The sequence below is a fragment of the Flavobacterium suaedae genome (genome assembly GCF_014642915.1).
GTDB lineage: Bacteria > Bacteroidota > Bacteroidia > Flavobacteriales > Flavobacteriaceae > Flavobacterium > Flavobacterium suaedae.
On record NZ_BMJE01000003.1, the window covers coordinates 340,281 to 360,349 of the forward strand.

At 35.9% G+C, this 20,069-nt stretch carries 20 protein-coding genes and 1 tRNA gene; 15 read left to right on the forward strand and 6 right to left on the reverse strand.

All coding sequences use genetic code 11. The features are described from left to right. The first annotated feature begins 47 nt into the window (after positions 1 to 47). From IEW45_RS07470 to IEW45_RS07530, 13 genes are all read left to right on the forward strand, one after another. The gene (locus IEW45_RS07470; protein WP_188620607.1) at positions 48 to 158 is read left to right on the forward strand and encodes a 30S ribosomal protein THX; all 111 of its coding nucleotides are present in this window, start codon (positions 48 to 50) and stop codon (positions 156 to 158) included. A gap of 83 nt (positions 159 to 241) precedes the next feature. After that, entirely contained in the window at positions 242 to 700 is a 459-nt protein-coding gene (locus IEW45_RS07475) for a GyrI-like domain-containing protein (protein WP_188620608.1), read from the forward strand. A 32-nt stretch (positions 701 to 732) separates the two neighbouring features. Then, complete coding sequence (locus tag IEW45_RS07480; protein WP_188620609.1) at positions 733 to 1,236, forward strand: cupin domain-containing protein; 504 nt, start codon at positions 733 to 735, stop codon at positions 1,234 to 1,236. An 81-nt stretch (positions 1,237 to 1,317) separates the two neighbouring features. Next, a tRNA-Pro gene (locus IEW45_RS07485) sits at positions 1,318 to 1,394 on the forward strand. Positions 1,395 to 1,508: 114 nt separating this feature from the next. Beyond that, on the forward strand, positions 1,509 to 2,030 hold the full coding sequence (locus IEW45_RS07490; protein WP_188620610.1) for a DUF421 domain-containing protein: 522 nt from the start codon (positions 1,509 to 1,511) through the stop codon (positions 2,028 to 2,030). A 76-nt stretch (positions 2,031 to 2,106) separates the two neighbouring features. Then, entirely contained in the window at positions 2,107 to 2,988 is an 882-nt protein-coding gene (locus IEW45_RS07495) for an SDR family oxidoreductase (protein WP_188620611.1), read from the forward strand. A 147-nt stretch (positions 2,989 to 3,135) separates the two neighbouring features. Beyond that, positions 3,136 to 4,407 (forward strand): HmuY family protein, encoded by a 1,272-nt coding sequence (locus tag IEW45_RS07500; RefSeq protein ID WP_188620612.1) that lies wholly within the window; start codon positions 3,136 to 3,138, stop codon positions 4,405 to 4,407. Positions 4,408 to 4,539: 132 nt separating this feature from the next. Next, positions 4,540 to 5,316 carry a ParA family protein gene (locus tag IEW45_RS07505; protein ID WP_188620613.1) on the forward strand — a complete coding sequence of 259 codons (777 nt, stop codon included), beginning with the start codon at positions 4,540 to 4,542 and terminating at the stop codon, positions 5,314 to 5,316. Further along, positions 5,313 to 6,218 (forward strand): ParB/RepB/Spo0J family partition protein, encoded by a 906-nt coding sequence (locus tag IEW45_RS07510; protein WP_188620614.1) that lies wholly within the window; start codon positions 5,313 to 5,315, stop codon positions 6,216 to 6,218. The genes IEW45_RS07505 and IEW45_RS07510 overlap by 4 nt, the downstream gene beginning before the upstream one ends. Next, positions 6,218 to 6,826 carry a DUF5683 domain-containing protein gene (locus IEW45_RS07515; RefSeq protein WP_188620615.1) on the forward strand — a complete coding sequence of 203 codons (609 nt, stop codon included), beginning with the start codon at positions 6,218 to 6,220 and terminating at the stop codon, positions 6,824 to 6,826. The genes IEW45_RS07510 and IEW45_RS07515 overlap by 1 nt, the downstream gene beginning before the upstream one ends. An 8-nt stretch (positions 6,827 to 6,834) precedes the next feature. Beyond that, positions 6,835 to 7,536, forward strand: coding sequence for a 4-hydroxy-tetrahydrodipicolinate reductase (gene dapB / locus IEW45_RS07520; RefSeq protein ID WP_188620616.1), 702 nt, complete (start codon positions 6,835 to 6,837; stop codon positions 7,534 to 7,536). A 49-nt stretch (positions 7,537 to 7,585) separates the two neighbouring features. Beyond that, positions 7,586 to 9,112: a signal peptidase I gene (gene lepB / locus IEW45_RS07525; protein WP_188620617.1), complete on the forward strand. Its 1,527-nt coding sequence runs from the start codon at positions 7,586 to 7,588 to the stop codon at positions 9,110 to 9,112. 66 nt (positions 9,113 to 9,178) lie between these two features. After that, on the forward strand, positions 9,179 to 9,793 hold the full coding sequence (locus IEW45_RS07530) for a WbqC family protein (RefSeq protein WP_188620618.1): 615 nt from the start codon (positions 9,179 to 9,181) through the stop codon (positions 9,791 to 9,793). Between the two features lie 4 nt (positions 9,794 to 9,797). On the opposite strand, the gene IEW45_RS07535 is transcribed toward IEW45_RS07530, so the two are convergent. From IEW45_RS07535 to mutL, 4 genes are read right to left on the reverse strand one after another with little or no spacing between them, the layout of a single operon-like run. Further along, a complete protein-coding gene (locus tag IEW45_RS07535; protein WP_188620619.1) occupies positions 9,798 to 10,832 on the reverse strand; it encodes an endonuclease/exonuclease/phosphatase family protein in 1,035 nt (344 codons plus the stop codon). A gap of 45 nt (positions 10,833 to 10,877) precedes the next feature. Beyond that, positions 10,878 to 11,798 (reverse strand): rhomboid family intramembrane serine protease, encoded by a 921-nt coding sequence (locus IEW45_RS07540; protein ID WP_188620620.1) that lies wholly within the window; start codon positions 11,796 to 11,798, stop codon positions 10,878 to 10,880. A gap of 2 nt (positions 11,799 to 11,800) precedes the next feature. Then, positions 11,801 to 12,559, reverse strand: coding sequence for a rhomboid family intramembrane serine protease (locus IEW45_RS07545; protein WP_188620621.1), 759 nt, complete (start codon positions 12,557 to 12,559; stop codon positions 11,801 to 11,803). After that, positions 12,556 to 14,427 carry a DNA mismatch repair endonuclease MutL gene (gene mutL / locus IEW45_RS07550; RefSeq protein ID WP_188620622.1) on the reverse strand — a complete coding sequence of 624 codons (1,872 nt, stop codon included), beginning with the start codon at positions 14,425 to 14,427 and terminating at the stop codon, positions 12,556 to 12,558. The genes IEW45_RS07545 and mutL overlap by 4 nt, the downstream gene beginning before the upstream one ends. A 152-nt stretch (positions 14,428 to 14,579) precedes the next feature. Here mutL and IEW45_RS07555 point away from each other — a divergent pair, with 152 nt between their 5' ends. Beyond that, complete coding sequence (locus IEW45_RS07555) at positions 14,580 to 15,023, forward strand: hypothetical protein (protein WP_188620623.1); 444 nt, start codon at positions 14,580 to 14,582, stop codon at positions 15,021 to 15,023. Positions 15,024 to 15,029: 6 nt separating this feature from the next. After that, positions 15,030 to 15,362, forward strand: a complete 333-nt coding sequence (locus tag IEW45_RS07560) for a hypothetical protein (RefSeq protein WP_188620624.1) — start codon at positions 15,030 to 15,032, stop codon at positions 15,360 to 15,362. Between the two features lie 59 nt (positions 15,363 to 15,421). On the opposite strand, the gene IEW45_RS07565 is transcribed toward IEW45_RS07560, so the two are convergent. Both IEW45_RS07565 and rpoC read right to left on the reverse strand, forming a co-directional pair. Continuing rightward, positions 15,422 to 15,733 carry a DUF3467 domain-containing protein gene (locus tag IEW45_RS07565; RefSeq protein WP_188620625.1) on the reverse strand — a complete coding sequence of 104 codons (312 nt, stop codon included), beginning with the start codon at positions 15,731 to 15,733 and terminating at the stop codon, positions 15,422 to 15,424. Positions 15,734 to 15,735: 2 nt separating this feature from the next. After that, positions 15,736 to 20,040 carry a DNA-directed RNA polymerase subunit beta' gene (rpoC, locus tag IEW45_RS07570; protein WP_188620626.1) on the reverse strand — a complete coding sequence of 1,435 codons (4,305 nt, stop codon included), beginning with the start codon at positions 20,038 to 20,040 and terminating at the stop codon, positions 15,736 to 15,738. Positions 20,041 to 20,069: the final 29 nt, after the last annotated feature.

Consider the following 20,069-nt stretch of genomic DNA (forward strand, 5'->3'; position numbering starts at 1 on the left):
GTTTTTGTAACTTTGAAATACTAGTAACATACAAATTCTAACTTTTTATGGGAAAAGGAGATAAAAAAACAAAAAGAGGAAAAATTTGGCGTGGTACTTATGGAGTAAGACGCCAAAAACGTTCGAATGAAAACAGTTCAAACTCCTCTGAAAATTAATTTTTTTTATTACACTATAAGGCAGCTACTTTTAAAAATGGCTGCCTTTTTTTAACTTTATAATCTAACTACAATTTTTAATCATGGAAAAGAAACACACAGAAACAATATACCTTACAGGTATTGCATTACCTGAAAAAACTACTAACGAAAACAATCAGGCAATGAAAGATTGCGGAGGTTTATGGGAAAAATTTGAAAAAGGCGGTTATTTCACTAAAATACCACAACGAATAGAAGATAAAGTTTATGCTGTTTACTTTGATTATGAAGGCGACCATACAAAACCGTACTCTTATTTTATAGGATGCAGGGTTGAACCCGGCTCTCCTGTACCGGAAGATATGGAAAGCGTAGTAATACCACCCGGAGATTTTAAAATGTTTACAGCAAAAGGTAAAATGCCCGAATGTATAGGTACAATGTGGGGAAAAATATGGGAAGCTGATATTAAGCGAGCTTATAAAGCGGACTTTGAAGTGTATGACGAACGTAGCAGAGATTGGGAAAATGCAGAAGTAGATATTTTTATTAGCATCTAAAAATAATTGGCATTACTATCAGAAAAAGGATAATGAATCAGAAAGAACAAATAATTCAAGAATTAGGTTTAAAGCCACATCCTGAAGGTGGCTATTTTAAAGAAACATACAGAAGTGAAGGCACAATAAGTAAAGAAAGCCTGCATGAATCATATAATGGTAAAAGAAACTATTCAACCTGTATTTACTTCCTGCTGACGTCCGATACTTTTTCTGCGTTTCATAAAATAAAACAAGATGAAATATGGCATTTTTACGATGGCTCTCCAATTCACTTGCATATTATTTCAGAAACTGGAGAATATTCTAAGCATATTATCGGACGTAATTTTTCGAAAGGTGAAGTACCACAATTAGTAGTACCGGGTAACTCTTGGTTTGCAGCAAAAGTTATAAACGAAAATGATTATTCCCTGGTTGGGTGCACTGTCTCCCCCGGATTTGATTTTAGTGATTTTGTTTTGCCAACCAAATCTGAATTAGCATCCAATTTTCCGCAACATGCATCAATAATTTCCGAATTGACCCATAGTTAAAAAAACTCATCACTTATAGATTTTTTATTTGCCCATTTTTTATCAAAAAAATATATTTGCACTTTATTTAAAGAAACAAATCGGGATGTAGCGCAGTCCGGTAGCGTACTAGCATGGGGTGCTAGGGGTCGCTGGTTCGAATCCAGTCTTCCCGACCATAAAAGCTTCTGTAATTACAGGAGCTTTTATAATTATAATACTATATTAAACTTCTGTCATTTTTCATATCGTCTGGTTATCTTCAAAAATATTTAAACTAAACTACCTACCTTATGAATAAGATATTCTTTGATAACTGGGAGAGCATAGCACGAACACTTATTATTACTGTAATGGCATACATTACACTTATAGTAATGCTTCGTGTATCGGGTAAGCGGACACTTTCTAAAATGAATGCTTTTGATTTTATTATAACCATTGCATTGGGTTCGGCATTTGCAACGGTTACACTCAATAAAAGTGTAGCGTTGATAGATGGCATACTTGTATTCTTCCTTCTCGTTTTCCTTCAGTATAGCATTACATGGCTTTCGGTAAGAAACAAGTCAGTAAAAAAGTTAATAACCAGTCGTCCTACGCTGCTTTTATACAAAGGGGAGCTATTAAATGAAGTCTTAAAAAAAGAAAGGGTAACTATTGAAGAAATTTATGTTGCAGCAAGACAGCATGGCATTAGCAGTTTAGATACGATAGATGTGATAATATTAGAAACTGCCGGAGAAATAACTGTAATTCCAAAAATAGAAAGTAATCATACCGATGCGCTTGAAAATGTAAGACATTACCATTAATTCGCTATATTTGAAAGGGTTCTTACCTATTTTTGAATTAAACAGAAGTTGTTGAATAATTATTATAAAGACTAAAATGAATTATACACAGAAAATGTTACGCGATGATGCGTTGGCAGATAAAGTTATTGTAATTACAGGTGGCGGTAGCGGCTTGGGTAAATCAATGACAAAATATTTTATGGAGCTGGGGGCAAAAGTAGCCATTACGTCCCGTAACCTTGAAAAACTTAAAGACACAGCTAAAGAACTGGAAGAAGAAACCGGCGGAAATTGCTTACCTGTACAGTGTGATGTTCGTAATTATGATGAAGTAGAAAACATGCTAAAGGCTGTTTTAGAAAACTACGGCAGAGCAGATGTATTGCTAAACAACGCAGCAGGAAACTTTATATCGCCTACCGAAAGGCTTTCTGCTAATGCGTTTGATACTATTATAGATATTGTACTAAAGGGTTCTAAAAACTGTACCCTTGCTTTTGGTAAACATTGGATAGACACAAAACAAGAAAATACAAATATTCTTAACATAGTTACTACCTATGCCTGGACTGGTTCTGCTTATGTTGTACCAAGTGCCACTGCAAAAGCGGGAGTTTTAGCCATGACACGAAGCCTTGCTGTAGAGTGGGCTAAATATGGTATACGTACTAACGCCATCGCGCCGGGACCTTTCCCTACTAAAGGAGCATGGGACAGGCTATTACCTGGCGACTTAAAAGATAAATTTGATCTTGCTAAAAAAGTACCGCTTAAACGTGTAGGCGATCATCAGGAGCTGGCGAATCTGGCTGCCTACTTAGTTTCTGATTTTTCTGCTTACGTAAATGGTGAAGTAATAACTATAGATGGCGGCGAATGGCTTAAAGGTGCAGGACAGTTTAATTTACTGGAAGCTATACCTGAAGAAATGTGGGACATGCTGGAAGCAATGATAAAAGCTAAAAAAGGAAAATAAAGTAATTACATAATTGTAAATCAAAATAGTAAAGTTGACAGGAAAATTTCTTGTCAACTTTTTTAGTTTATTTAGACTTGATATAAATAAAATAGTATATTTGCCAAACAAAAACTATTTTAAATAAATCTAAATAAACGATTTGTCATGAAGAAAAGACTACTTCTTTTAGCATCACTTTTTGTAAGTACTATTACTGTTGCCCAAGAGGATTATACTGAGGTAACAATACCACTACAACCATCATATACCGATCAGGTATTTTTTGATTTCTCTACTGAAACTCAAACTGCTGTAACCGCTGCAAATTGGGACATCGCTTTTTTAAGAATATCTCAAATGGAAACCGGAGTAAGAATTAATGACAGCGCAGGAATACAAGTATTTGAGGCATCAAGTGATGTAAACGACTGGGATAACATTGATTTAGCAAATGAAGGAACCTGGACAGAGCTATTTAACTCTGCTACAACCTGGTTAACAGGTGCTTTTGATACAGGTTCAGGTGAATATGGTTGGGGAGATTATAATCCCGGTAATCACCACGTAACAGGTTCTGTTGTTTTTGTACTAAAGTACGCTGATGAAAGTTATAAAAAACTGGTAATAGAAGATTACTTTGGTGGCTATACCATAAAATATGCAGACTGGACCGGAACTGAATGGGCTGAAGACGAAACAGCTACTATACCAAACGGAGATACTTCTTACACATTTAACTTCTATTCCCTAACTACTGATGAAGTAGTATCGGTTGCGCCTGCTGATGCTGATTGGGACCTTGCTTTCGGAAGATATTATGATAATGTTGGTACTGCGGAAGAGCCTATGATGTACTTAGTTAGCGGTGGGCTTCACAATTCAGCTACAGTTACAGTTGCTCAGGTTGACGAAACAGGTAATACAGAAAATGAAATAACACTTCCTGAAAATAGCGCATATTCAACTGACATTAACACTATAGGTAGTGACTGGAAAGAGTTCAACATGGGTGAGTTTGTATATGACATTGATACTGAATTAACATACTACGTTAAAAATGAAGACGGTAACATATACAGAATGTACTTTACTGCATTTGGAGGTTCTTCAACGGGTGAGTTAAAATTTAATTACAAAAATGTAACTGCTACAGCAGGACTTGATAATGTAAATGCTGATGTTAATTTCGGTTTCTACCCTAACCCGGCTTTAGATAAAAGAATAACGCTTATATACGATTTAAAAAATAATTCTAACGAAAAGAACACTGTAAGCATCTACTCTTTAACAGGGGCTAAAGTTTTTGAAACAGCAATAACAAATAATGCAGGTTTCTACACAAAAGAACTAAACCTTTCTAGCCTTAACAGTGGAATATACATTGTTCAGATACAATCAGGCGATTATACACAAGCTAAAAAACTTGTAATAAAATAAGTATATTTTACAGCACATTTTATAGAGCCGAAGGGAATTTCCTTCGGCTTTTTTATTTACCATTGTTAACAATTTCCATTTTTAGAAACCATAAATAATTGTATTTTTACGGTTCTAAATCACAAGGTACGAATGGGTAAAATTATTGCTATTGCCAACCAAAAGGGAGGTGTAGGGAAAACAACAACTTCGGTAAACCTGGCGGCATCGCTGGGAGTACTGGAAAAGAAGGTACTACTTATAGATGCTGACCCTCAGGCAAATGCCAGTTCAGGACTTGGTATTGATGTGGAATCGGTAGAAAAAGGCACATATCAAATACTGGAACACAGTAGTACCCCACAGGAAGCTATAATAGAGTCCAGTGCGCCTAATGTATCTATTATACCTGCACATATAGATCTTGTAGCTATAGAAATTGAGTTGGTAGACCAGGAAAAGAGGGAATACATGCTTAAAACAGCATTAGAAAGTGTAAAGGATAATTATGATTATATCCTGATAGACTGTGCTCCGTCATTAGGTTTACTTACACTTAATGCCCTAACAGCAGCCGATTCGGTTATTATACCTATTCAATGTGAATATTTCGCGCTGGAAGGTTTAGGAAAATTATTAAACACCATAAAAAGTGTACAAAGAATACACAATCCTGCGTTAGATATAGAAGGTTTGCTTTTAACCATGTACGATGCCCGTTTAAGGCTTAGCAACCAAGTTGTGGAAGAAGTACAAAAACATTTTAATGATATGGTTTTCGATACGCTTATACAGCGTAACGTTAAACTTAGTGAAGCACCTAGTTACGGCGAAAGCATTATTAATTATGATGCTACCAGTAAAGGCGCCAGTAACTACCTGAAATTAGCAGAAGAAATAATAAAGAAAAATAGTACTGTAGGTTTATGACAAAAGCTGTAAAAAAACAAGCACTGGGAAGAGGACTATCTGCATTATTAAAAGACCCTGATAATGATATTAAATCGGTTGAAGATAAAAATGCTGATAAAGTAGTAGGCAATATTATTGAGCTTGATATTGAAGCTATAGAAATAAACCCTTTTCAGCCCAGAACAAACTTTAATGAAGAATCGCTGACAGAACTTAGCACCTCTATTAAAGAACTGGGAGTAATACAGCCTATTACTGTCAGAAAACTGGATTACAACAAATACCAGTTAATATCAGGAGAGCGTAGATTAAGAGCCTCTAAAATGGCAGGACTTACACAAGTCCCTGCATACATAAGGCTGGCTGATGATAATGAATCGCTTACAATGGCATTGGTTGAAAACATTCAACGCCATGACTTAGACCCTATTGAAATAGCACTTTCTTACCAAAGGCTTATGGATGAAGTACAGCTAACTCAGGAACAGATGAGTGACCGTGTTGGTAAAAAACGCTCCACCATAGCCAATTACCTTCGTCTTTTAAAACTGGACCCGATTATCCAAACCGGTATTCGCGATGGTTTTATAAGTATGGGACATGGTCGTGCTATAATAAATATTGAAGACTTAGATGCTCAGGCGGATATATATCAGAAAATTGTAAGTGAAAATCTTTCTGTTAGAGATACCGAAGCATTAGTTAAAAAATATCAGGAAAGCCTGAACCCTGCTGCTGCTAAAGATACAAAATCAAAAACAGCTTCTTTTGAAGTAGATGATAAACAGCAGAAAACAATTACAAACTTTTTTGGCAGTAAAGTTGATGTAAAAGTTGACGCTAAAGGGAAAGGTAAAATCACAATACCATTCCACTCCGAAGAAGACTTCAACAGAATTATTAAACTTTTCAAGAGTTAGTGAAAAAAAGGCTTTTTATATATACAGCATTCCTTGCATTCTCTTCCGCATCCCTTTTTGCTCAAAATCAGGATGCAGATGATGATTTAAAGACTACCAATGCTGTTACAACTGACTCTATTGTCGCTTCCTCATCGTATGTTATAGACCCGTTAGCGCCCTCAAAAGCAGCTTTTTATTCTGCTATAGTGCCCGGCTTAGGTCAGGTTTATAATAAAAGTTATTGGAAAGTGCCTATTGTATATGGTAGCATGGGGCTTAGCATGTACTATTATAGCTTTAATAACACCGAATATCATCGATACAGGGATGCATATCGTGACAGGCTTGCAGGGCGACCTGTAACAGGAGAACTTGCCGAACTTAGTAACGACAGGCTTATAAGCGGTCAGCGTTTTCACCAACGTAATCGCGATTTATCGTTATTAATTACCGTCGGGCTTTACATACTTAATATTGTTGAAGCAAATGTTGATGCTCACTTGGCTCAGTTTAATGTAAACGAAAATCTTTCTTTTCACCCAACTATAGAGCAAACAGGAATGTATAACACAGGGTTATACAATACCGGTTTTCAGGTTGGGATGACCATGAGCTATAAATTTTAAATACAATTATGAAAATAGCACTTGTAGGTTACGGTAAAATGGGTAAAGTAATAGAACGTATTGCTCAGGAACGTGGTCATGAAATTGTACTTCGCAAAAAAAGTTCAGACAACTTTGATGGTCTTGAACAGGCTGATGCCGCTATAGAATTTAGTGTGCCGGATGCTGCTGTAAATAACATTACAGAATGCTTAAACCAAAATATACCGGTAGTAAGCGGTACTACAGGGTGGCTGGAGCAATACCACAATATGGCAAAGCTTTGCGAAGAAAAAAACGGTGCTTTTATATATGCCTCTAATTTTAGCCTTGGGGTAAATGTTTTTTTCGAACTTAATCTGCAACTGGCTAAAATGATGTCGAAACTAAAAGAATATAATGTTTCGATGGAAGAAATTCATCATACTCAAAAACTGGATGCTCCCAGTGGTACCGCGATTACTTTGGCTAATGATATTATTAATCATTCTGATTATTCAAGCTGGTCTATAGGCAACCCTAAAGAGAATGAAATTTTTATTGATGCCAAGCGAGAAGAAAATGTACCTGGTACGCATATTATAAAATATGATTCGGATGTTGACAGCGTCGAAATAAAACATACTGCACACAGCCGAGATGGTTTTGCTCTTGGTGCTGTTGTTGCAGCCGAGTGGTTAGCTAATAAAAGAGGGGTTTACAGCATGAAAGATGTTTTAAACCTTACCTAACCGTAACAAATAGCAATAAAAACATACTTATATAGAAAAACTTACAGAAATGACTTTATTTGAATGGTTTATATTTTTTCTGGCTGTACAAGTAGTTCACTTTTTAGGAACTTGGAAATTATACCAAAAAGCAGGCAGAAAACCTTGGGAAGCAGGTGTACCTATTTATAATGCTGTAGTATTAATGCGTATTATTAACCGCCCACGCTGGTGGACACTGTTACTTTTTATACCTATTGTAAACCTTATTATGTTCCCTGTGGTATGGGTAGAAACATTAAGATCTTTCGGTAAAACTTCTACTACCGATACTTTACTGGGGATATTTACTTTAGGTTTATACATATATTATATTAACTATACTCAGGATGTTGATTACAGACCTGAAAGAGAATTAAAGGCTAAAAGTAAATCGGGCGATACTGTAAGTTCATTACTATTTGCTATTGTAGTAGCCACTATAGTGCATACTTATGTAATTCAGCCATTTACCATACCTACCTCATCATTAGAGAAAACATTATTAGTTGGCGATTTCTTATTTGTAAGTAAGTTCCATTACGGTGCAAGGACGCCTATGACTACGGTTGCGGCACCTATGATACACGATAGTGTACCGCTTACAAAACAAAAGTCTTATCTAAAATGGCCACAGCTGCCTTACTTTAGGTTACCCGGTTTTGAAAATGTTGAAAAGAATGACATTGTAGTATTTAACTGGCCTGTTGATAGTATTGGTTTCAGGAACTATTCGGCCGGTGTACATAAAAAACCGATTGATAAAAAATCGAACTATGTAAAACGTTGTGTAGGTACACCAGGGGATTCTCTCTCTATAAAAGATGGTAAAATTTACGTAAACGGTAAAAAATTAATCCTTTCTGATAGGGCTAAGCCTCAGTACTCTTATACTGTAGTAACCGATGGAAATGCTTTAAATGACATGTATTTGCAAAATGAATTGGAAATAACTGACCAGTATGGCAGAACCGCAAAAGACACTTATATATTTAAAGCACTTACAGAAGAAAGTGCTAATAAGTTAAAAGCTAACTCACGTGTTGTATCGGTAACTCGTAATAAATATGAGACCGGCGGTGGAGAAATTTTCCCATATACAAAAAACTGGAGTGTTGATAATATGGGATCTATTTACATACCAGAAGCTGGTAAAACCGTAAAACTTGATACTGAAAGTCTACCTTTCTATAAAGCTATTATTACCGATTATGAAAACAATGACTTACAGGTAAACGGTGATGAAATAAGAATAAATGGTAAAATAACGGATAGTTACACCTTCCGGTACAATTACTACTGGATGATGGGTGATAACAGACATAACTCAGAAGACAGTCGTTTTTGGGGATATGTACCGGAAACCCATATAGTAGGTAAGCCTGTGTTTATCTGGATGAGTTTAGATAAAAACAATAAACCTCGCTGGGATAGGTTCTTTACCACTGTAGGTGGAGACGGAGAGCCTGTATCTTACCTCAAATACTTTTTAATCGCATTAGCGCTTTGGTTCGGATTTGATTATTTCAGAAAGAAAAAGAAGAAAGAAAATGCTTAACTATAATAAAAGGGCAACATTAAGTTGCCTTTTTTTATTTTTGAATAATTTTAAACGCTTTTACAAATGCACATTCTACTACACCCTACTTACTTCCCTTCTATTAGTCACTTTGTCGCAATGGTGCAAGCAGAAAAAATAACTTTTGAGGTTGAAGACAACTTTCAAAAGCAAACTAATAGGAACAGGATGTACATATATAGCCCTAACGGTATACAATTGCTTAATATTCCTGTTAAGCATAGTAAAGGTGAAAGACAAAAGTTTAAGGATACTAAAATAGAGTGGGCTTTTGACTGGCAAAAACAGCATTTTAAGTCACTTGAAGCTGCTTACCGAACCTCGCCCTTCTTTGAATATTTTGAAGACGATATACGCCCTATTTTTGAGAAAAAGCACACTTTTATGATGGATTTAAATTTTGAAATCCTTGATATTGTAGCCGAGTGTTTAGGAACTAGTATTTCTTTTGATAAAACTGAAGAATATTTCCATGAAGTGGAGAACATGAAAGACTATCGCTTTTTAACTAATGGTAAAAAAGACACTTCTGAATTTGATGCTTACACCCAAGTATTTAATGATAAGCATGGTTACTTAAATAACCTGAGTATACTGGATTTACTTTTTAATGAAGGGCGTTATGCTTTAGACTACCTTAAAGAACAAAAACTACCGTAATTAATTATTCTTGTTTTTCAGCCTCAATAGAAAGGCGGGTTATTACGGGAAAATGATCTGAATTTACAAAAGAGTTAAAAGTAGTAAACTCTTTTACTGTAAATTGTTCATCTGCGAAAACATAATCTATTCTGGCAGGATAATATTTATAGTTATATGATTTTCCGAAACCGCCCCCTACTTCTTCAAAGGCATCATTCATATCCCCCCTTATAACACGATACACATAAGAAAATGCACTGTTATTTAAATCACCACAAATAATAACCGGATAACTACATGCACTTCTGTGTTTTTCTATCATTTCCGCCTGTAGTTGTTGTTTGGCAAAAGCTTTACTAAGCCTGTTAAAAATAACTTTTGATTTTTCTTCATCTATAGTTTCATTAATATCAGGACTTATCCTAATAGACTGCATGTGTATACTATACACTCTAATAGTGTCATTACCTTTCCTTATATCTGCATAAATAGCATTATTATTAGAATTAGGAAATTTTAAATCTCCTGTATTAATTATAGGATATTTAGAATAAATAGCCTGTGCCATTTTATACTCATTCTCTTTTAAAAATGAGTATTTATACTCATTAAAATGAGCTTCATCCGAAGTTTTATATTCCTGAAAGCATATTATATCCGGCTCATTATCTTTTACAAACAGTTTTATATTTTCCAGTGCATCTCCGGGCAACCACCTGTACAAATTAAACAAACGTACATTGTAACTCATTAATGTAAAATCTTCCTTATCCTGAGGCAATACTGTTTCAGAAAACTTATAAAACTTATTGATAAAAGTAATTCCTAATAATAAGACTATGCCGGAAAGTAACATCTGCCTTTTAAACTGTAGTAACCAGTATGTAAAAAACAGAAAGTTAAACACTAACAGTAAGGGTAAGCCTAAAGTAAATACAGACAGTATAGGGAAAAGCTTTGGTGCCAAAAAAGGTAAAATATAAGCAATGAAAGTAAGTATGGTTAACACCATATTGAAAAAGAACATTAGCTTATTAAACCAAGATAGTTTTTTCATAACACCTTACAGCAATTTTGCTTTATAACGCATCAAAGCTATTTATTATTTGCCAACTTTAAACAAAAATTCTTTTTCTTCTTTTGTTAAGCTTTCATACCCTGATTTACTTATTTTATCAAGTATATCATCTATGCGTCGTTGTGTTACATTTTTTGCCTGTGTTCCTCTGCTTGTAGGGTTTGTAACAGTTTTCTTCTTCTTAGTATTTCTGTGTACTTTAAAGTTATGCGAAGTCTTCTTTCCGGGCTTAAATAAATTTTCAAAAAATAAGATAACGTTTGACACTATTTTGCTTAAATCCTTATCATTTTGTAGCGCTTTAATATATAAATACCCAAATAAAGCCCCGGCAAGGTGCGCCATATGTCCTCCTTGATTTTCTACAGAAACATTAATTAAGTCCAGTAGTATAAATACTATTGCTATATGCCACAACTTTACAGTACCTATAAGCATTAACCTTACCTGATAGTGGGGTGAATATACTGCTGTAGCTACCAGTATAGCCATTATAGCTGCTGATGCCCCTACCATTTTACCGTAGCCTAAATGGGTAAATAAAGGAATAGTATTATAGCTAACTATATATACAAGACCTGCAAAAACAGCAGAAAGTATATACAACCCAAACATTTGTTTTTGGGTAAAAAATGTAAGGAAAAGTCGCCCTGAAAAGTACAATACCATCATATTAAATAAAAGATGTAAGAACCCTGCATGTAAAAAAGAATATGTAATAAGCGACCAAGGTTTCCATAATAAATCAGCCGGAACAGAAGAAAGGCTTAACCAGTCATCAGTCCCTGCTATATCCCATCTCAGGAAAAGTACATTTACATTAAATAATGACAGCAGACTAAATATAACAAGAGGGATTATAAAAAGTCCCACATTCCAAAATATAAGTTTTTGGGTTATTCCACCTGCTTTATACTGTAATTTTAAATCGTCTAAAAGTCCCATTATTAATTCCAACGATTATTATTAAACTGATTTTTCTTCCAATACCACATCATTAAAAAGCCTATTAATGCTCCACCCAAGTGTGCAAAATGTGCAATACCGTCTCCACTTCCACTACTAAATATAGACTGACCGCGTAAACCTGAAAATAAATCCATTAATAACAGTCCAGGCACAAAATATTTAGCTTTAATAGGTATTGGTAAAAATATTAACATTAATGAAGCGTTGGGGAACATAAAAGCAAACGCAACAAGTATACCATATAATGCTCCTGATGCACCCAACATAGGACCTATATAAGTGTCTATAAAATTATTTAACCTTCCCTGAGATAAGTATTCTTCCCAACGTGTATCAAACTTTCCTTGGTTTAAAATCGAAAGTATATCACTTTCTATAAATCCATTTTGTGTAAGTGCTTCAATAGCTTGATAATACGAGTAATAGTTTACTCCTATATGTAATAGTGCAGCTCCTAGCCCACACGAAAAATAAAAAAATAAAAACTTTTTTGTACCCCAAAGCTGCTCTAAAGCACTACCAAACATCCATATACCAAGCATATTAAAAAGAATATGCATAATACCGCCATGCATAAACATATGCGTTACTATTTGCCAGGGTTTGAAGTCCGGGTTTTTAGGAAAATGTAGTGCTAAATATTTATAAGCTATTTCAGGACCTATAATATAAGTCCCTATAAAGAAAATAATATTTATAATAATCAACTGCTTAACAGTTTCTGTAACTCGCATCATATAGAAAAGCGTTTATCTAAATCTTCCACACTCATTGTTATAAAAGTGGGTTTATTAAAAGGCGACACATCAGGCTCTTTACATGCAAATAACGAATTTACAATACCCTCCTGCTCTCTTTCAGTTAATAATGTTCCTGTTTTTACAGACAGGCTTTTGGCCATCGATTTTGCTATACTGTCATTCTGGCTAAAACTACTATCAGGTACTTCCTGCTGTAAATCGCGTATTAACTCTTCCAGCAGTACAGTAACTTCGCCTTCAGATACATTTATTGGCAAACCTGAAATCACAATCTCATCATCTTTAACAGCATCGAATACGAAACCTGTATTTTCTAAAGCAGGTTGCATTTCAGTAATCAAGTCAATTTCTGTTTTATTATACTCCAATACTAAAGGAAATAACAATTGCTGACTCGCTTCTTGCTGTACTGTTATATTTCTCAGGAATTGCTCATACAAAATACGCTGATGCGCTCTTTCCTGATTAATTATAATCATACCCGATTTTATAGGGCTTACAATATACTTTTTATGTATCTGATAGGTTTTATGCTCCGGGTGCTCCACTTCATTTTCATTAAACAACGAACCGGTAACTTCTTCCATCTCAAAATTCATGCCTTCAATATCCTCTTTGGCAGGCATTAGTCCTGTGTAAAGGCTTTCCCAAGAAGCATTTTTTTCCTGCCTTCTTGAAAAACTATTACCGCCACCCGATGATGAAGACCTTTTCGATTGTGGGGCATCATTATCATCTGCAAACGGATTAAACGTACGGTCTACCTCTACTGTAGGCATGCTTACCCCTTTACTTTGGTAGTCATACGGCGTATCAAGCGTGGCATCCCTATCAAAATCAAGTACAGGCGCTACATTAAACTGCCCTAAGCTATGCTTTACTGCAGAGCGCAATATGGCATATAGCGCATGCTCATCATCAAACTTAATTTCAGTTTTAGTAGGGTGTATATTAATATCAATATTATTTGGTGGTAAGTCGAGATAAATAAAATAGCCCGGCTGACAACCATCTTTCAGTAAGCCTTCATAAGCTGCCATAACGGCATGGTGCAGGTAGCCACTTTTTATAAATCGGTTATTTACAAAAAAGAACTGCTCCCCTTTACTCTTTTTAGCAAACTCAGGTTTTAGCACAAACCCGTGAAGCTTTACTATCTCGGTAGTTTCCTCTATAGGTACAAGTTTCTCATTAGTACGCGAACCGAATATACCAACAATTCGCTGACGATAGTTTGCAGCAGGTAAATTGAACATTTCGCTACCGTTGTGATATAGTATGAAAGATATATTAGGATGTGCCAATGCTACCCGTTCAAACTCATCGACTATATGGCGAAACTCTACATTATCTGACTTTAAAAAGTTACGGCGGGCGGGAATATTAAAAAATAGGTTTTTTACCGAAAATGATGTTCCTTTCGGCACTACTGCCACATCCTGACTTACAAATTTACTACCTTCAATTACTATATGTGTACCCAGTTCCTCCTGTTCCTGTCTGGTTTTTAGCTCCACATGGGCAATAGCGGCAATACTAGCCAACGCTTCCCCTCTGAAACCTTTGGTGTGTAATGCAAATAAATCCTCTGCATGGCGTATTTTACTGGTAGCATGGCGCTCAAAACACAGGCGGGCATCGGTAACGCCCATTCCTATACCATTATCAATAACCTGTATAAGAGTTTTCCCTGCTTCTTTTACTACCAGTTTAATTTCGGTAGAACGTGCATCAACAGCATTTTCTAATAACTCTTTTACTACCGAAGCGGGACGTTGTACTACTTCTCCGGCAGCTATTTGGTTGGCAACATGGTCAGGAAGTAACTGAATTATACCGGACATAAATTAGAATTGAAGTCGTTTTTAGTGAACCTCAAAATTACATAAATATTATGGAATGGGGAAAATACTTGCTTTGGATTATTGCGGAAAATACGCTACTTGACTCAACACATTTTTTGTAAGTTTATCATAATCAACGTAAAACATAAATTATGAAAAAACTAGTACTATTTAAAAAACGATGGCTTCTTGTACTATCCTTAGGTATTCTCTTTTCATGCAAAGTCACACTAATCAGTGAATATGATGAAATCACTGACAAAAAAATAACCGAATTACAAGAAAAGACATCAACTGTTCTATCTCAACTTGAAGATGAGATTGGAAAAGATAACTATGAAAACTACAAAAAGTTTTATCAGGAAGTAAGGGCTGACCTTAATACCTTAGAAATACGAGCTAATGCTATTGATAAAAATCAAATTACAATTAATCATATAGCAATTCTGAAAAGTTCGTATGATACATTGGAGTCACTACACAAACAAAAAATTAACAGTTTAGAAGAATTAAATATTATAAAGTCTGCATTTAACACATCATTTATTGCATTAGTTAAATTACAAATGGCAAAGAAACAAGGTAAAACAAACTAAAAAGATATGGAACAAGTCGATTTTAAAAAAATGCTCAAAGATATGCTGGGAGTAGCAAAAACAGAGTTTTCTGATTATTGGAAAGAAGTAAAACCTTATGCTGAAAAAGAGTTAAAATCTTTTTTGGACAACGTTAAACTGATAGCCAAATTAAAACTAAAAAATACCATAAACGAGGAACAAGCTAAATTACATATGAATTTACAGATTAACTCTATGCGAATGGTATTTTTAACTATTGAAGGACTGGGCTTACTTGCTGTACAATCAGCAATAAACTCAATGATAGACATAGCCCGAAACACAGTTAACACGGCTATTGGCTGGACAATATTATAGATATTACAATTTTGTAGTATAAAAAAACCCACTCAAATGAGTGGGTTTTACTTTTTATATTACGCCTGTCCGGCAGGACCGAAACTTAATGGCATTGAAGGCTGTTCAGTGTCACTTATAGCACCGTGGTTACTCTCGTAACGACTGATGTTATCATTTAGTGCTTTTAGCAGCCTTTTTGCATGCTGCGGCGTTAAAACAATTCGCGATTTAACTTTAGCCTTTGGTGCTCCCGGCATCATCGCCACGAAATCTACCACAAATTCTGAGGCAGAGTGGTTTATAATTGCAAGGTTAGAATATGTCCCTTCTGCTGTTTTTTCGTCCAGTTCAATATTAATTTGTCCCGGCTGCTGTTTATTATCACTCATTGTTATTGAAAGTTTACTTCCTCTGTTGAAGGAGTTAATAAATCTGTTAATTCATCATTAGAGCTTACAATAATGTTATCATAATCCCTCATACCTGTACCTGCAGGTATTCTGTGTCCTACAATAACATTTTCCTTAAGACCTTCAAGTGTATCAATCTTACCGGCTACTGCTGCTTCGTTAAGAACCTTAGTAGTTTCCTGGAACGATGCTGCCGATATGAATGACTTAGTTTGAAGCGATGCTCTTGTAATACCTTGTAGCATTGGCGTTGCTGTAGCAGCAATAACATCTCTTGCTACAACAAGGTTTCTGTCATTTCGCTTAAGCATAGAGTTTTCATCTCTAAGTTCACGTGGCGAAATAATTTGCCCTGCTTTCAGGTTATCAGAATCTCCTGCATCTTCAACTACTTTCATACCGTATAACCTGTCGTTTTCAACAATAAAGTCTCTGGTATGTATTAGCTGGTCTTCTAGGAAAATTGTATCTCCCGGATCTTGTACTTTTACTTTACGCATCATCTGGCGGATAACAACTTCAAAGTGCTTATCGTTAATTTTCACACCTTGTAATCGGTATACTTCCTGAATTTCGTTTACAAGATACTGCTGTACTGCAGATGGTCCTTGTATTCTTAATATATCTTCAGGAGTAATAGCACCATCAGAAAGTGGCATACCTGCTTTTACGTAGTCATTTTCCTGTACTAATATCTGGTTAGATAGTTTTACAAGATATTTCTTGATTTCACCAAACTTAGATTCGATAATGATTTCGCGGTTACCTCTCTTAATTTTACCGAATGATACTACACCATCAATTTCTGATACTACTGCCGGGTTACTTGGGTTACGTGCTTCAAGAAGCTCTGTAATTCTTGGTAAACCACCAGTAATATCACCTGCTTTAGATGAACGTCTTGGTATTTTAACAAGTACTTTACCTGCTTTAATTTTCTCTCCGTCATCTACCATAAGGTGAGCACCTACCGGTAAGTTGTATGAACGGATAAGCTCTCCATCTTTACCGTAGATTAATAACGTAGGTATTAATTTCTTAGCTCTTGATTCTGAGATTACTTTTTCCTGGAATCCTGTTTGCTCATCAATTTCAACAATAAACGATTGTCCTTGTTCGATATCTTCATAAGCAATCTTACCTGTAAACTCAGATATAATTACACCGTTATAAGGGTCCCACTTACATATAGTAGTACCTTCACTAACCACCTCTCCATTCTTAACATAAATATTAGAACCGTAAGGTATATTGTGTGTATTTAGTACAATTCCTGTATTTTCATCAACAAGTTTCAATTCAGTAGAACGAGAAATAACAATATCTACTTTTTTACCCTCGCTGTCTTCACCTACTACTGTTTTAAGGTCTTCTATTTCCAGTCTACCTTTAAATTTAGTGATGATACTAGACTCTTCTGAAATGTTACCTGCAGTACCCCCAACGTGGAAGGTACGTAGTGTAAGCTGTGTACCCGGCTCACCAATAGATTGTGCTGCAATTACACCAACAGCCTCACCTCTTTGTGTCATTTTAGCTGTTGCAAGGTTACGCCCGTAACACTTAGCACAAATACCTTTAGTAGCCTCACAAGTAAGTGGCGAACGTACTTCTACTTTTTCAAGTGGAGCTTTGTTTACCGCTTTTACTGCAGCTTCAGTTATATGCTCTCCAGAACGTACAATTACTTCTGAAGTTAATGGGTTTACAATATCATGTAACGCTACACGTCCTAAAATTCTCTCACCAAGAGTTTCAACAATCTCTTCGTTCTTTTTAAGCGCTGTAACTTCTATACCACGTAATGTACCACAATCCTCCTCGTTTACAATAACATCTTGTGCTACATCATGAAGCCTTCTTGTTAAGTAACCTGCATCGGCAGTTTTAAGAGCCGTATCCGCAAGACCTTTACGAGCACCGTGAGTAGAGATAAAGTATTCAAGAATTGAAAGACCTTCTTTAAAGTTAGAAAGAATTGGGTTTTCAATAATCTCACCACCACCGGCAGTCGATTTTTTAGGTTTCGCCATCAGACCACGCATACCTGTAAGCTGACGTATCTGCTCTTTACTACCCCTCGCACCCGAGTCAAGCATCATGAACACCGAGTTAAATCCTTGCTGGTCTTCGCGAATGTTCTTCATTGCAAGCTCTGTAAGCATTGCATTAGTAGAAGTCCAAACGTCAATAACCTGATTATAACGCTCGTTGTTGGTAATAAGCCCCATGTTATAGTTCATGGTAATACCTTCTACCTGCTCATTTGCGCTTTCAATAAGTTCTTGTTTTCTTCCCGGTATAATAATATCACCTAAACTGAATGAAAGACCACCGCGGAATGCAAAGTGGTATCCCATATCCTTAATGTTATCAAGGAATGCAGCGGTAGTAGGTACATCTGTAGCACCTAATATATTACCGATAATATCTCTTAATGATTTTTTAGTAAGTACTGCGTTTATATACCCTGCAGCTTCCGGTACTACTTCGTTAAATAGTACTCTACCCGCTGTAGTTTCTATAATTTGGTATACAAGCTCTCCTTTATCATTAAAGTCTTTAGCTCTGATTTTTACACGTGCATTAAGGTCCAGTCTGCCTTCGTTAATAGCAATGTTAACCTCTTCTGCTGAGTAGAATGTAAGCCCTTCTCCTTTAATTTTAACTTCATCTGTAGATAAACGCTCTTTAGTCATATAATAAAGACCAAGCACCATGTCCTGAGATGGTACCGTAATAGGAGCACCATTTGCAGGGTTAAGTATGTTGTGCGAAGCCAGCATTAATAACTGCGTCTCTAATATGGCTTCAGGTCCTAACGGAAGGTGTACCGCCATCTGGTCACCATCAAAGTCGGCGTTAAATGCCGTACATGCCAATGGGTGTAACTGGATAGCTTTACCTTCTATAAGTTTAGGCTGGAATGCCTGAATACCTAAACGGTGAAGCGTAGGAGCACGGTTAAGTAGTACAGGGTGTCCTTTAATTACATTTTCAAGGATATCCCAAACTACAGGCTCTTTCTTGTCTATAATTTTCTTAGCCGACTTAACTGTTTTTACAATACCACGCTCTATCAGTTTACGGATAACGAATGGTTTATACAGCTCAGCAGCCATATCTTTTGGAAGACCACATTCATAAAGTTTCATTTCAGGTCCAACAACAATTACCGAACGTGCTGAATAATCCACACGTTTACCCAGAAGGTTTTGACGGAAACGTCCTTGCTTACCTTTTAATGAATCAGATAATGATTTTAATGGTCTATTTGATTCTGTTTTAACCGCAGAAGCTTTTCTTGTATTATCGAAAAGTGAATCTACAGATTCCTGTAGCATACGCTTCTCATTACGAAGAATTACTTCCGGCGCTTTAATTTCCATTAATCGCTTTAAACGGTTGTTACGTATAATAACCCTTCTGTAAAGGTCATTAAGGTCAGACGTTGCAAAACGTCCACCGTCAAGTGGTACTAATGGGCGAAGTTCCGGTGGTATAACAGGTATAACTTTAAGAATCATCCACTCAGGACGGTTCTCTCTGTTCATGTTAGACTCACGGAATGCTTCTACAACCTGTAGTCTTTTAAGTGCTTCTGTTTTACGTTGTTTAGACGTTTCAGTATTAGCACTGTGACGAAGGTCATACGAAAGTTGATCTAAATCAATTCGCTGTAATAACTCCATAATACACTCCGCACCCATCTTAGCTATAAACTTGTTAGGGTCAGTATCATCAAGATACTGGTTTTCCATTGGTAGTGTATCAAGTATATTTAAATATTCTTCTTCTGTTAAAAAGTCTAATCTGTTTAGTTCTTCACCGTCAGGGTTTTTAGCAATACCCGGCTGTATAACTACATACCTTTCATAGTATATAATCATATCCAGTTTTTTAGACGGAAGTCCTAGTATATAACCAATTTTGTTTGGTAACGAACGGAAGTACCATATATGTGCAATAGGTACAACAAGGTTAATATGCCCTACTCTGTCACGACGAACTTTCTTCTCCGTAACTTCAACACCACATCGGTCACAAACAATCCCTTTATAACGGATTCTTTTATACTTACCACAGGCACATTCAAAATCTTTTACCGGACCAAAGATACGCTCACAAAATAAGCCATCTCTCTCCGGTTTATGGGTACGATAGTTAATGGTTTCCGGTTTAAGAACCTCACCTCTTGACTCAGCCAAAATAGACTCCGGAGACGCAAGGCCTATAGAGATTTGGTTAAATCTTTTAACGGTATTCTTATCTTTTAATCTAGTCATGATATAGATCTATCGATTTATTAAAACAC

Coding starts and splice junctions, on each gene's coding strand:
- IEW45_RS07495 (WP_188620611.1), top strand. CDS start 2,107: ATGAATTATACACAGAAAATGTTACGCGATGATGCGTTGGCAGATAAA.
- IEW45_RS07530 (WP_188620618.1), top strand. CDS start 9,179: ATGCACATTCTACTACACCCTACTTACTTCCCTTCTATTAGTCACTTT.
- IEW45_RS07475 (WP_188620608.1), top strand. CDS start 242: ATGGAAAAGAAACACACAGAAACAATATACCTTACAGGTATTGCATTA.
- IEW45_RS07470 (WP_188620607.1), top strand. CDS start 48: ATGGGAAAAGGAGATAAAAAAACAAAAAGAGGAAAAATTTGGCGTGGT.
- IEW45_RS07565 (WP_188620625.1), bottom strand. CDS start 15,733: ATGAGTGATAATAAACAGCAGCCGGGACAAATTAATATTGAACTGGAC.
- rpoC (WP_188620626.1), bottom strand. CDS start 20,040: ATGACTAGATTAAAAGATAAGAATACCGTTAAAAGATTTAACCAAATC.
- IEW45_RS07480 (WP_188620609.1), top strand. CDS start 733: ATGAATCAGAAAGAACAAATAATTCAAGAATTAGGTTTAAAGCCACAT.
- lepB (WP_188620617.1), top strand. CDS start 7,586: ATGACTTTATTTGAATGGTTTATATTTTTTCTGGCTGTACAAGTAGTT.
- IEW45_RS07545 (WP_188620621.1), bottom strand. CDS start 12,559: ATGATGCGAGTTACAGAAACTGTTAAGCAGTTGATTATTATAAATATT.
- mutL (WP_188620622.1), bottom strand. CDS start 14,427: ATGTCCGGTATAATTCAGTTACTTCCTGACCATGTTGCCAACCAAATA.
- IEW45_RS07510 (WP_188620614.1), top strand. CDS start 5,313: ATGACAAAAGCTGTAAAAAAACAAGCACTGGGAAGAGGACTATCTGCA.
- dapB (WP_188620616.1), top strand. CDS start 6,835: ATGAAAATAGCACTTGTAGGTTACGGTAAAATGGGTAAAGTAATAGAA.
- IEW45_RS07505 (WP_188620613.1), top strand. CDS start 4,540: ATGGGTAAAATTATTGCTATTGCCAACCAAAAGGGAGGTGTAGGGAAA.
- IEW45_RS07490 (WP_188620610.1), top strand. CDS start 1,509: ATGAATAAGATATTCTTTGATAACTGGGAGAGCATAGCACGAACACTT.
- IEW45_RS07535 (WP_188620619.1), bottom strand. CDS start 10,832: ATGAAAAAACTATCTTGGTTTAATAAGCTAATGTTCTTTTTCAATATG.
- IEW45_RS07555 (WP_188620623.1), top strand. CDS start 14,580: ATGAAAAAACTAGTACTATTTAAAAAACGATGGCTTCTTGTACTATCC.
- IEW45_RS07540 (WP_188620620.1), bottom strand. CDS start 11,798: ATGGGACTTTTAGACGATTTAAAATTACAGTATAAAGCAGGTGGAATA.
- IEW45_RS07500 (WP_188620612.1), top strand. CDS start 3,136: ATGAAGAAAAGACTACTTCTTTTAGCATCACTTTTTGTAAGTACTATT.
- IEW45_RS07560 (WP_188620624.1), top strand. CDS start 15,030: ATGGAACAAGTCGATTTTAAAAAAATGCTCAAAGATATGCTGGGAGTA.